Here is a 12,153-nt window from a genome sequence, read left to right as displayed (position 1 = left end):
GAGCGTGGGAAGGATGTGGGGATGGCCACCGTGGTGGACCCGGTCGGTCGGCGGTCGACGTGAGCGGCTCCGTGGGCGGTCCGCCGATTCAGGAGTCGTACCGGCTGCGCCGTGACGCGGAGCTGCGGCTCGGTGAGGACGGCTCGCTGACCCTGAGGCAGACCCGCTTCCAGCTCACCCTGGAGCAACCGGGCATGGGCCGGCGGGCCCTGCTGCTGCGGCTCGCCGCCGACTGGGTCAACGACGTCGAGGTCGGCCGACTGATCAGCGGCCTGGAGGGGGGGAACCGCGTGTTGCCCGCGCAGTTGCTGCTGCGCCGGCTGCTCGCCCACTCCTGGCTGGAGCGCCGCGTCCAGGTCGACGATCGGCCGCTGCTCGACCTGGTGCCCACCGGCCTGGGTCGGGGCAGTCTGCCGGAGAGTCGCCTGCACACCCCCGGGGTCCGCTACCGGCTCTCCCGCTTCGCCGCCCTCCAGCACGAACGGGGCGTGCTGGTGGCCGCTTCACCGCTGAGCACCCTCGTCGTCGGCTGTGCCGACGCCGCCCTCGGCGCGGTCCTGGCCGCCGCCGCCCCGGGCGTCGGACCCGAGGCGGTGGCCCGCACGCTCGGCGTGCCGCCGGACGTCGCCGGACGGGTGCTCGACGAGTTGGCCACCGCCCGGATCCTGGTCACCGACGCCGAGTTCGAGGCGGAGTGCGACGACGCGCCGCTTGCCTACTGGTCGCCGGAGGAGTTGCGGCTGCATCACCGATCCCGGGCTGGCCGACACGCGCTGCCGGTGGGCGGCACCTACCGGTTGCGGGGGAGCTTCGCCCCGCAACCGCTGCGCCGCCCGTACGACGGGGGCCGGGCGGTCGACCTGCCGCTGCCGGACCTGGCGACGATCGCCAAGGCGGATCCCGCGTTCAGTCAGGTCGTCACGGACCGGCGCAGCGTGCGCGAACACGACGACACGGCGCCACTGCCCCTGGAGCGGCTGGCGGAATTCCTGCACCGGTCGCAGCACACCAGCGCCGTCGGTGAGGCCGGCGGGCAGGAGATCGGCCACCGGCCCTACCCGGGCGGCGGCGGAGTCTACGAGCTCGAGATCTATCCACTGGTAGCGCGCTGCGCCGGGCTCGACCGCGGGCTCTACCACTACGACGCCGTCGGGCACCGGCTGGAGCCGGTCGCCGCCTGGGGACCGGCAGCGGACCGGCTGCTGGCGTACGCCCGGGCGTCCGGCGCCCTGCCTCGGCCGCCGCAGACGGTGCTGGTGGTCACCGCCCGGGTCCAGCGGCTCATGTGGAAGTACGAAGGGATGAGCTACGCCATGATTCTCAAGGACGCGGGTGTGCTGACCCAGCAGATGTATCTCGTCGCCACCGCCATGGGGCTGGCACCGTGCGCCCTCGGGGCCGGAGACTCCCAGGCCTTCGCCGAGTTGTCCGGGATCGACCCGCTGGTCGAGCCGAGCGTGGCCGACTTCCTGCTCGGCTCCCGCCGCGCCACCGGCCCGGCCGCGACGGAGGGCCGGCCATGAAGTTCCGGCGGCAGGCTCTGCGCCAGTTGGAGGCACCCGAGCAACTGGACCGGGCGGTCCGACTGACCACGGTGCCGAACTGGCTGGCCACCACCGCGCTGGTCATCGTCGTGGTCGCCGCGGGTGTCTGGTCGGTACGCACTGTGGTGCCCCGGACCGTCGAGGCGGCCGGGGTGCTGATCCACTCGAACGGGATCTCGGCCCTGGACGCGCTCGACAGCGGCCAGGTCACCAAGGTGTGGGCGTCGCCGCACCAGCGGGTGCCGAAGGGCACACCCCTCTACAGCCTGCGCACGGCGGACGGGAAGGTGCGGGTGGAGACCGCGCCGGGTGACGCGTACGTCGTCGCCTGGCTGGTCTCGGAGGGCGAGATCGTCACACCGGGCACGCACCTGGCCGACCTGGAACGGCTCGACACCGCCGGGGACGCGTTGCAGGCAGTCGTCTACGCCCCCGCCGTCGCCGCCCCGCTGCTGCAACCCGGCGTGTCCGTCGAGGTGGCCGCCGCGGCCGCGCCACGCAACGTGTTCGGCACCCTGGCCGGCCAGGTGACCACTGTCGGTGCCTTCCCGGAGACCGAGGCCTCGCTGCGCGCCTTCCTGGGCACCGGGCCGGACGTCCGGCGGCTGCTCGCCCGCGGCAGCGTGGTGCGGGTGACGGTCGCCCTGGAACCCGACCCGGCCGCCCCGGGTGGCCTGCGCTGGACCAGGTCCCCGCCGCCGTTCCAGCTCAACTCGGCCAGCGAGGTCACCGCCTGGTTCACCGTGGACCGGGAACACCCGATCGACTGGTTGCTGCGGCGATGAGCGCGCCGACGACCGCCGTCAGCGGCACGCCGGAGCTGCCCAGGATCCGGCGTCGACGGGTCCGTACGCCCACGCTGATCCAGATGGAGGCGGTGGAGTGCGGTGCCGCCGCGCTGGGGATCCTGCTCGCACACCACGGTCGGCACGTGCCCCTGGAGGAGTTGCGCCGGGTGTGCGGCGTCAGCCGGGACGGCTCCACCGCGGCCACCGTGCTCAAGGGCGCCCGCCGGTACGGCATGGTGGCCAAGGGCTTCCAGATGGACCTGGCCGGCCTGGCCACCGTGGCGCTGCCGGCGGTGCTGTTCTGGCGGTTCGAGCACTTCGTGGTGCTGGAAGGGCTCGGCCGTAAGGTCTTCATCAACGATCCGGCCACCGGTCCCCGTGCGGTGAGCTGGGAGGAGTTCGACGGTGCCTTCACCGGCATCGTGCTCACCATGGAGCCCGGCCCGGAGTTCCGGCCCGGCGGCACCCGCTACCGGCTGGTGCGGGCGCTGGCCGAGCGGTGGCGCGGCCCGGGCTCGGCGATCGCGCAGATGCTGCTGCTCGGCCTGCTGATCGCCGTGGTCGGTCTGACCATCCCGGTGATGGCCAAGGTCTTCGTCGACCGGGTGCTGTTGCAGGAGGACCGGGCGGCGTTCGCCGGCCTGGTGGCGGCGGTGGCGGTGGCCACCGTGCTGACCTTCCTGGCCAGCCTGCTTCAGCAACGCCTGACCGTACGCGCGGAGACGGCGCTCGCCCTCGCCAGCGCCGCCCGGTTCTTCCGACATCTGCTGCGGCTGCCGCCGGCCTTCTTCGACCAGCGGCAGGCCGCTGATCTCAGCCAGCGGGTCCGCGGCAACGAGGTGGTCGCCGAGGTGCTCACCCGCCGGACGGCCACCACTGTGGTGGACACCGGCCTGGTGCTGGCGTACGGGGCTCTGCTCTGCCATTACGACCTGCTGCTCGGGCTGTGCGCGGTGGTCCTCGCCGGGCTGAACGTCAGCGTGCTCCGCTATGTCGCCTCGACCCGTTCCACCGCTGTCGCCGGTCTTCAGGCGGACCGCAGCAAGTTGGTGACCACGGTGTACACCACGGTCCAGATGATCGAGACGGTGAAGGCCGGCGGTGAGGAGGAACGCGCCGTGGCCCGGTTCGCGGCGCGCCACGCCACCGTCGCCACCCGTCAGCAGCGGCTCGGGGTGCCCACAGCGGTGCTCTCCGTCCTGCCGGCGCTCCTCGCCTCGGGGACCACAGCGGTGCTGCTGGGGTTGGGCAGCCGGCAGGTCGTGGCTGAGGCGATGAGCGTGGGCGTGCTGGTCGGTATGCAGAGCCTGGCCGCCGCGATGAACCGCCCGTTGGGCAATCTGACCGCGCTGGGCTCGCGGTTGCAGGACATGAGCGCCGACCTGAATCGGTTGCGTGACGTGGAGCGGTACCCACTGCCGTCGGCCCAGGACCGACCCGCCCGCCCGATGACGCCCATGGAGGGGCACCTGCGCATCGAGGAGGTCACCTTCGGCTACAACCCGTTGGGCCGTCCACTGCTGGAGAACTTCAGCCTGGACCTGCCGCCGGGTGCCCGGGTGGCGCTCGTCGGAAGGTCGGGCAGTGGCAAGTCGACTGTCGGCCGGCTGGTCGCCGGGCTCTACCGTCCCTGGGCCGGACGGGTCACGGTGGACGGCCTGGAGCGAGCCGCGACCGACGACGGGCTCTGGGCGGCGACGGTCGCCATGGTGGACCAGGACCAACGGCTGTTCGAGGGGACGGTCCGGGACAACGTCACCATGTGGGACCTCACTGTCGCCGACGAGGACGTCGTCACCGCGCTGACCGACGCGTGCCTCTACGACGAGGTCGCGGCCCGTCCGGGTGGCCTCGGCAGTCCGGTGCGGGAGAACGCCCGCAACTTCTCCGGTGGGCAACGGCAGCGGCTGGAGATCGCCCGAGCGCTCGTGCGCAACCCCCGGGTGCTGGTGCTGGACGAAGCCACCAGCGCGCTGGACGCCGAGACCGAACGCCGGATCGACAGGCACCTGCGCCGGCGGGGGGCAACCTGCCTGATCGTGGCCCACCGCCTGTCCACGGTCCGCGACTGCGACCTGATCGTCGTGCTGGACGGCGGTCGGGAGGTGGAGCGCGGCACCCACGAGCAGCTCGTCGCCCAGGACGGGGCGTACGCACGCCTGGTCCGGGACCACTGACCACGACGATCCGAGGAGACGCTGATGAGTGGCGAGGTGGAGGATCCCCCGGCCGGCGGCCTGATCGGCTTCTGCTCGGACGGCGTACGCCAGGTCTGTCGCCTCGACGGCCCGGCGGCCGGCTGGCTGGTGACCGGGGGTGAGGCCGACCTGTTCGCGGTGCGCCGGGCCGGGATGAGCCCTTCGCGTCGTCACCATGTGGCCCGGCTGCCTGCGGGTGGCCTGGTGCCGACGTCCACCGCGATCGGCGCGTGGCAGTTGATCCTGGTGCCGCTGCCCGGCACGGAACTGCGGGGGCTGTCCCGGCGTCACCTGTCCCTGCTGGAGCGACACGTCCGGCTCGGCCGCGTGGCGGACGAGGGGGCGTCGCTGCGCGCGCGGACCGCCGCGACGGAGCTGGTCGCGGCGGTGGACCTGGTGCTGGTCACCATCGCCGACGCGCTGCGCCGCGGGCAGGCCCCCCGGGAGGCGTCCACGCTCTGTGGGCGCGAGATCATCTCGCTGGCGGAGGGGAGTGCCCTCACCTCGACCGGCGGCGCGTGGTGGCTGCGCAGCGCCGGTGGACAACTGCGACGCAACGACGGTGGCCCGGCGGAGATGTCCGGGGAGCGGGAGCTGCTGCTGGTCGCCGAGCGGGACTGGGTGGTGGCCGAGTCGCCGTGCGCTGTGGAGAGCCACGGCAGCTGGGACCTGCTGGTCAATGGTCAACTGCGATCGGCCGTCGACCAGCACGTGGCCCGGCTGCTGCGGATGGTGGAGACCCGGATCGAGGAGGCCGACGCGGCGTTGCTGAGCGCCGTGCAGCGGCGCCGGGAGACCGACGCGGCGGTGCTCGCCGCGGCGGCCCGCCGGTCGATCGGGGTGATCGGCGCGGGCGGTGCGGCTCCGGTTCCGGACGACGAGGCCGGCTTCGACAGGTACGGGCGGGCGGCCTCGGTGGTCCGGGTGGTCACCGAGGGGATGGGCAGCCCGATCAACGAGCCGGCCGACCGCAGTCGCGCGCCACTGGACGACCGGGCGGCGGTGCACGCGGTGACCCGCGCGTCCAGCCTGTTCCTGCGTGAGGTGCGGCTGCCGGACCGGTGGTGGCGGCGGGACCTGGGGCCACTGGTGGGGTGGCGGGCCGGCGCCGACCCGGAGCGCGCCGTCGCGGTGCCGCTGCTGTTTCGCCGGGGCCGCTACCACCACGTCGACCCGGACACCCGGGTGTACGGGCCGATCGACGCGGCGGTGGCCGCTACGTTCGCCGCCGAGGCGACCGAGGTGCAGGCGCCGCTGCCGCCGACCGCTCGGATGCGCCACCTGCTGCGCGCCGGGCTGGTCGGTGCGTCCCGGGACGTGCGGGGCCTGCTGTTCGCCGCCACCTGCGTGGCACTGCTGGGCCTGGGCGTGCCGCTGGCCACCGGTGAGGTGCTCGGCCAGCTGGCCCGGCAGGGCGAGGTGAACGGCCTCGGCGGCTTCCTCGCGCTGATGCTGAGTGCCGCAGTGGTCGCGGGGCTGGTGGGGGTGGTGCAGAACCTGCGTCTGCTGCGGTTGGACGGCCGGATGCAGTCCGGCGCGCAGCTGGCGATCTGGGACCGGCTCATGCGGCTACCGGCCCGGTTCTTCGCTGGTCGCAGCAGCGGTGAGATCGCCAACTCGATGTTGGGGATCTCGTTCGTCGGTGAGGCGCTGAGCGCGCTGCTGCCGCAGCTCGTCTCGGCGGCCGCGATCGTCGCGGTGACCCTCGGCATGCTCCTGGTGGTCGAGCCCGTGCTCGGGCTGTGGGCAGCGGGGATCGTCGCCGTCACGATGCTGACGTTCGGCGCGTTCGCCGTGCTGATCGTCCGTCAGCAACGGTCCGCGTTGCCGGCCGAGCACCGGGCGGCGGCGATGACCAACCAACTCCTCGGCGGCATCGTCAAAATCAAATTGGCGGCCGCCGAAACCCGTGCCCACGCACGTTCGTCGGAGGTCGCCGCGACGGCCCGGGCGGCGCTGCAACGGGTCCGGCAGAGTCAGGCGGGCCTGGTCGCCTTCGGCACCGTGCTGCCGGTCGCCGGTCAGTTGGTCCTTTTCGCCGTGCTGATGGGGCCGCTCGCCGGCCGGGTCGCGCCGGCTGACTTCTTCATTCTCAACGTCGGTTTCGCGATGCTGCTCGGCGCGCTGCTGGTGCTGGTGTCGGCCGGGGTCGAGGTGATCGCAGCAGTGCCACGTTTGGGCAGCCTGCGGGAGATCCTGCGCGCCGACCCGGAGGCGCGCCCGGACCGGGTGGACCCGGGGGAGTTGCGGGGCGAGATCGCGCTGCACCGGCTCACCTTCGCCTACCAGCCGGACGAGCCGCCGGTGCTCGTCGACATCGACCTGCACGTCCGCCCGGGTGAGTTCGTCGCCATCGTCGGGCCGAGTGGCTGCGGGAAGTCCACGCTGCTGCGGTTGCTGCTCGGCTTCGAGCGCCAACAGCAGGGTGCGGTTCTCTACGACGGCCAGGATCTCTCCGAACTCGACGTGCACGCGGTCCGCCGGCAGTGCGGCGTGGTCCTGCAGGATGGTCAGCTCTTCGCCGGCTCGGTACGGGACAACATCTGCGGCGCCGGCAGCTTCCCGCTCGACCAGGTGTGGGAGGCGGCGCGGATGGCCGGCCTCGCCGACGACCTGGAGGCCCTGCCGATGGGCATGAGCACGATGGTGCCGTTCGGCGGCGGGACGCTCTCCGTCGGGCAGCGGCAGAGGGTGCTGATCGCCCGCGCGCTGGCCCCGCTGCCCCGGATCATCTTCCTCGACGAGGCGACGAGCGCCCTGGACAACCGGACCCAGGAGGTGGTCAGTCGGAGCACCGCCGCCCTGGCCGCGACCCGGGTGGTCATCGCCCACCGGTTGTCCACGGTCCGGGCGGCGGACACCATCGTGGTCCTCGAAGCGGGGCGGATCGTCCAGCGGGGCAGCTTCGACGAGTTGATGGACCTCCCTGACGGGCTGTTCCACCGGTTGGCGCGGCGGCAACTGCTCACCGAACCGGAACGGTCCGACACCGTGGCGGAGAGCCCGCAGGCGGACGGGCAGCCCGCAACGAGCTGACGGACCGGTCAGCCGTTGTCGATGTCCGTGCTGTCCTCCAGGCACACGTCCGCGTCGAGGTGGTTCTCCAACAGCTCGGCGACGTGCGCCTCCGACTGGTTCTCCACGGCGAGCCGGAACGCCTCGGTGAGCACGTTGACCACACCCTGGGTCAGCAGCAGGGTCTCCCGGTCGAGATCGGCCCAGGACGACCGGGCGCCGCCGCGTACCAGCTCCGGAGCGAGGGCCAGCAGCCGGGCGGTGACGGCGGCGACCAGCTCGTCGGCCACCGGACGGAGGCTGTCCAGCACCTCGCTGAGAGTCTGCAGTGCCGGCACCGTGCCCACCCGTACGCGATGCAGGTCCAGCGCGGCGCGCAGCGGGCGTGGCCGGACGGTGCGGACGGTGCCGTCGGTGGTCCGGCCGATCACGCCGTGCCGGGTCAGCGCGTGGGCCAGCGCGGGACGGTCGGCGGTCAGACGTTGCAGCATCGCGGTCAACCCGTCGGGCGCCTCGTCACTGGCCCGGACCCCGAGCATCGCCTCGATGGACACCAGGTTGAAGCCCTGTCGTTGCAGGGCGAGGATCGCATCCAGCCGGCGGACGTGGGAGTCGTCGTAGAGCGCCGCCCGACCACGCCGCACCGGCGGGGGAAGCAGTCGCCGGGCCTGGTGGGCACGGATGTTGCGGGGCGACATGCCCACCTTGCGGGCGAGTTCCTCCACGCTGTACCCGCCCGGGCCGCCGGGCGTCGTCGTCGCCTCGTCGATGGTCACGGTGGCCTCCGGCAGCACTCGGTGACGGAACACGGCAACCCCGTCGAACCGCTGTCGCGCTGTGCGGTCCGCCGATCGCAGCGTAGGTGTGCGCACCGGGCGGGTGACAGGCGAGGAATTACTACTTGTCCACAGTGGTGACAATCATTAGGATCGCCATCCGCCGCAAGTCGCTGATTCCCAATTACCCGGCTTTCGCCGCAGCGCGACCTTTTCGCGGCCACATTCGATGAAATTCCCGCTCCCTGGACGGGCCAGATCCACCGGTGACCCACGATGAAGCGAAACCGGCGGCCCGGAACCTCCCGCGCTGCCCGTCGCCGCCACCGGCGGTCGACCATCGAAGGGAGCAGGGTGTGACACCTGTCGATCGAGCGGTCTTCGTGGCCGCGTACAGCCGGCTGGTCGCCGACGTCTGGGCCGACCCGGTCAAGGAGCAGGCGCTCGACCGGGACCCACGCGGGTTCCTCGCCGGCTACGGGCTTCACCTGTCGGAGGATGTGCAGGTCCGGGTGGTGCGGGACGTCGCCGACACCGATCCGGACCTTGAGGTGCAGGTCGAGTCCTGGCAGCAGGCGGGGACCACCGGCACCTTCGTGCTCTTCGTGCCGTCGCTGTTGCCGGTGGCTCAGGCGGAGCTGGCCGAGGACGAGCTGGACAGCGTCGTCGCCGGCCTGGATCCCAGCTGCGCCTGCTGCTGCCCCTGCTGCTGCACCTGACACCGAAGTCTGCCGCCCACCGGTCGGCGCGGCAGATTCTGATGGCACTCAGACGAAATCATTGAATGTCGAACCTCGATCTTCGTAGCGTTCTCGCCACAGCGATCACCCCGTCTTGCAGTGACCCCCGAGGAAAGGACCGAACGATGAGCAACGACGAACAGGAATATGGCGCGAGGTTCGTGACCAAGTACTCGGAACTGGTCACCGCGGTGTGGCGCAGTGACGAGGAACTGCAGCGCCTGCTCGCCGACCCGACCGGTTACGCGACGGCTGCCGGCCTGCCGGTCGCCCCCGGCGCCCGGGTCGAGGTCGACCGCGCCCAGCCCGCCACGCTCTACACCAAGGACCAGGTCGTCGCCGACTGGGCCGGCACGCCCGGCCTGCACGTGCTGCACGTGCCCGAGGTGCCGCTGGTCGATCTCAACGAGCTGACCGAGGCCGAGCTGGAGACGGTCGCCGGTGGCGTGGCCCCGATCGCCGACAACAACGTCAACATCATCGCCGTCCTCATCCTCTGAGTTCCCCACCCCACGCCGGGAGCCTCGATGACTGACACGACCGAGACCATCGCGTTCCGATCCGGCACCTACCGGACGGCCACCGTGGAGCAGACCTGGGAGCGGGTCGGTGGCATGCTCGACCGGTTCCGGATCACCCGGGTCGCCGACATCACCCGGCTCGACGAGATCGGGCTGCCGGTGCACGTCGCCTACCGGCCGGTCGGAGCCACCATGGCGGTGAGCGTCGGCACCGGCGCCACCGCGACGCAGGCCCGGGTCAGCGCGGTCATGGAGAGCATCGAGTCCTGGCATGCCGAGAACCTCCGGCCGGGGACCGTCGTCCGGTCCCCGGCGGAGGCGCTCGACCTGCCGTACGACGTCCGGTGGCTGCACCTGGCGGAACGATCACCCCTGACCCCCGCCGTCGAGCTCGACTGGGTGGCCGGCCGTGGGCTGGTGACCGGTACGCGTTGCCTGGTGCCCCGCGCCACCATCGAGCTCGACTTCACCGTCCGGCGCGGCTGGGACCGCGCCCTGTTCACCCCCAGCAGCAACGGGCTGGCCACCGGGAACACCTTCGCCGAGGCCAGCCTGCACGCCCTGCTGGAGGTCGTCGAGCGCGACTGCATCGCCCCGTACTGCACCTCACCGTTGGCCGAGCGCACCTACGCCGACCCGGGCACCGCCACCAACGCGATGACCCGCACGGTGCACGAGGCGCTGCTGCGAGCCGGTTGCTGGGTGGAGGTCTGCGACATCACCAACGCGGTCGGCGTGCCCTGCTACGCCGCCTCGATCTGGTCGGAGGACCTCCCGGTCACCTTCGGCGGCTTCGGCTGCCACGTGGACCCTGAGATCGCCGTCGGCCGGGCCATGTCGGAGGCGGCGCAGTCGCGGCTGGTCATGGTCTCCGGAGCCCGGGACGACATCGACGCCACCGCGTACCACGACGTCGGCGCGCCGCCGGTGCCACCGCCCACCGTCGATCGGCCCGTCCGGCCGGTCCGCCGGGATTCCCCACCGGTGGGGAACGTGACCCAGGTGCTGCGCGAGCTGGCGTCGCGGGTGCAGCACGTCACCGGCGTCGAGCCGTTCAGCGTCGACCTGACGCACGACGACATCGGCATCCCGGTGAGCAAGGTGTTCGCCCCCGGCCTGCGGATGTTCGACGAGCGGGCCCTGAGTACCCGACCGGGAGTGCCCCGTGACTGACGTCGTCTTCATCGGTCCGAGCCTGCCGGCCGACGAGGTCGTCCGGCTGCTGCCCGACGCGGTGGTGCTGCCGCCCGTCGCGCACGGCGACCTGTTCCGCCTGGACGTCGCACCCGGCGACCGGGTCCTCGTCATCGACGGGTTCTTCCTGCAACACCCGCCGGTCCGCCACCGGGAGATCCTCGACCTGCTCGACCGTGGCGTGGCCGTCGCCGGCGCCGCCAGCATGGGCGCGCTGCGCGCCGCCGAGCTGTGGCCGTTCGGGATGCGTGGTGTGGGCGAGGTGTTCCAGCTCTACCGCGACGGGATCGTCACGGGCGACGACGAGGTGGCGGTCGTGCACGGGCCCGCCGAGGAAGGCCACCGCGCCTTGAGCGTGCCGCTGGTGAACATCCGGGTCGCGCTGCGGCGTGCCGTCGCGGCCGGCGTGCTCAGCGACGCCGAGGCGGTGCTGCTGCTGGACATCGGCCGGGAGCTGCCCTTCCGGCGGCGGTCCTACCGGGCGCTGGAGCGCAGCGCGCCACCCGAGGCGGCCGGGGTGGTGGACCGGTTCCTGACGTGGCACCGGCAGGACCCCTGCGACGCCAAGGGCGCCGACGCACGGATGCTGCTGTCGATGGCGGCGGACAACGATCCCGAGCTGTGTCCGGCGCACGCCGAGGATCAGCCGATCGACAACCTGCACACCCGATTCCTCGACAGCTGGCGGTCGCGGTTCGCCGGAGAGTCGGTCGGCGGGCACTGGGTCAGCGACCGGGAGGCCGCCGCGGTGCTGATGCTGCTGCACCCCGAGTCGGCGGCCTGGCACCGGCGGGGGGTGCTGGCCGGGCTGGCCGAGGTCGACATCGCCGACCCGATGGTCGAGGAGCGCGCCCGCGAGGTCGCCCGCTGGCGAGGGCTGACGACGGCGCCACCGACCGGGTGGGACTGGCTGACCGACCGGGAACGGGGACTCGACGAGCGCGAGGCGGTGCTGCGGGTGCTGGTGCGGGCGTTCGGCACCACGCCACACCGCAGCCTCTCGCTGTGGATGGTCGCGGCGCCCCTGCGTACCCCCGCGTTGCTCACCGCGGCGCGGCAGGTCGCGGCGACCGCCGCGTCGCTGAACGAGACGCTCGTTCCGCGTACGACGGGGCAACGCCGCCCGGGTGGTCGGCTGCACTTCCGCACCGAGGTCGTCGACGCGTGCTTCGCGAGGCTGTGGGGCTGTGCCGTCGACGGGCTGGAGGCGGCGGCGTGGGACCGGGGGTTCGTCGACCTGGCGTCGTTCCGGTACGCCGCCGAACCGCTGGTCGCGTACGTCAAGGCGTTCGGTACCCCGCACCTGCCTGCGGTGGCCACGCGCGCGCACGAGGACACCCTGGCCGGTTCACCGGCCCGGGCCGGCTGAGGAGGAGT

At 72.6% G+C, this 12,153-nt stretch carries 9 protein-coding genes; 8 read left to right on the top strand and 1 reads right to left on the bottom strand.

From position 1 onward, the window contains the following. Window positions 1-59: 59 nt before the first annotated feature. Genes AC3CF1_RS07380 through AC3CF1_RS07365 form a run of 4 tightly spaced genes read left to right on the top strand, consistent with a single transcriptional unit; the run spans window position 60 to window position 7,566 of the window. Entirely contained in the window at window positions 60-1,523 is a 1,464-nt protein-coding gene (locus AC3CF1_RS07380; protein WP_488449910.1) for a SagB/ThcOx family dehydrogenase, read from the top strand. After that, window positions 1,520-2,329 carry an HlyD family efflux transporter periplasmic adaptor subunit gene (locus AC3CF1_RS07375; RefSeq protein ID WP_088948972.1) on the top strand — a complete coding sequence of 270 codons (810 nt, stop codon included), beginning with the start codon at window positions 1,520-1,522 and terminating at the stop codon, window positions 2,327-2,329. Before AC3CF1_RS07380 ends, AC3CF1_RS07375 begins: the two co-directional genes overlap by 4 nt. Then, the gene (locus AC3CF1_RS07370; protein ID WP_354980943.1) at window positions 2,326-4,509 is read left to right on the top strand and encodes an NHLP family bacteriocin export ABC transporter peptidase/permease/ATPase subunit; all 2,184 of its coding nucleotides are present in this window, start codon (window positions 2,326-2,328) and stop codon (window positions 4,507-4,509) included. The genes AC3CF1_RS07375 and AC3CF1_RS07370 overlap by 4 nt, the downstream gene beginning before the upstream one ends. Before the next feature lie 24 nt (window positions 4,510-4,533). Then, entirely contained in the window at window positions 4,534-7,566 is a 3,033-nt protein-coding gene (locus AC3CF1_RS07365) for an ATP-binding cassette domain-containing protein (protein WP_488449909.1), read from the top strand. Window positions 7,567-7,574: 8 nt separating this feature from the next. On the opposite strand, the gene AC3CF1_RS07360 is transcribed toward AC3CF1_RS07365, so the two are convergent. Beyond that, a complete protein-coding gene (locus AC3CF1_RS07360) occupies window positions 7,575-8,354 on the bottom strand; it encodes a MerR family transcriptional regulator (protein WP_210924808.1) in 780 nt (259 codons plus the stop codon). A gap of 323 nt (window positions 8,355-8,677) precedes the next feature. Here AC3CF1_RS07360 and AC3CF1_RS07355 point away from each other — a divergent pair, with 323 nt between their 5' ends. The 4 genes from AC3CF1_RS07355 (at window position 8,678) to AC3CF1_RS07340 (ending at window position 12,145) form a co-directional block, all read left to right on the top strand. Beyond that, on the top strand, window positions 8,678-9,040 hold the full coding sequence (locus tag AC3CF1_RS07355; protein ID WP_088948969.1) for a hypothetical protein: 363 nt from the start codon (window positions 8,678-8,680) through the stop codon (window positions 9,038-9,040). A gap of 146 nt (window positions 9,041-9,186) precedes the next feature. Then, a complete protein-coding gene (locus AC3CF1_RS07350; protein WP_088948968.1) occupies window positions 9,187-9,561 on the top strand; it encodes a class IIb bacteriocin, lactobin A/cerein 7B family in 375 nt (124 codons plus the stop codon). A gap of 27 nt (window positions 9,562-9,588) precedes the next feature. Further along, window positions 9,589-10,755, top strand: a complete 1,167-nt coding sequence (locus tag AC3CF1_RS07345; RefSeq protein WP_488449908.1) for a YcaO-like family protein — start codon at window positions 9,589-9,591, stop codon at window positions 10,753-10,755. Then, entirely contained in the window at window positions 10,748-12,145 is a 1,398-nt protein-coding gene (locus tag AC3CF1_RS07340; protein WP_488449907.1) for a TfuA-like protein, read from the top strand. Before AC3CF1_RS07345 ends, AC3CF1_RS07340 begins: the two co-directional genes overlap by 8 nt. Window positions 12,146-12,153: the final 8 nt, after the last annotated feature.

This window comes from Micromonospora sp. MGP-C2 (genome assembly GCF_057766525.1).
This window is presented reverse-complemented; position numbering and strand designations above follow the sequence as displayed.

What these genes read in the sequence shown, in the direction of transcription:
- AC3CF1_RS07375 (WP_088948972.1), top strand. Translation starts at nt 1,520, where the DNA reads ATGAAGTTCCGGCGGCAGGCTCTGCGCCAGTTGGAGGCACCCGAGCAA.
- AC3CF1_RS07370 (WP_354980943.1), top strand. Translation starts at nt 2,326, where the DNA reads ATGAGCGCGCCGACGACCGCCGTCAGCGGCACGCCGGAGCTGCCCAGG.
- AC3CF1_RS07365 (WP_488449909.1), top strand. Translation starts at nt 4,534, where the DNA reads ATGAGTGGCGAGGTGGAGGATCCCCCGGCCGGCGGCCTGATCGGCTTC.
- AC3CF1_RS07350 (WP_088948968.1), top strand. Translation starts at nt 9,187, where the DNA reads ATGAGCAACGACGAACAGGAATATGGCGCGAGGTTCGTGACCAAGTAC.
- AC3CF1_RS07345 (WP_488449908.1), top strand. Translation starts at nt 9,589, where the DNA reads ATGACTGACACGACCGAGACCATCGCGTTCCGATCCGGCACCTACCGG.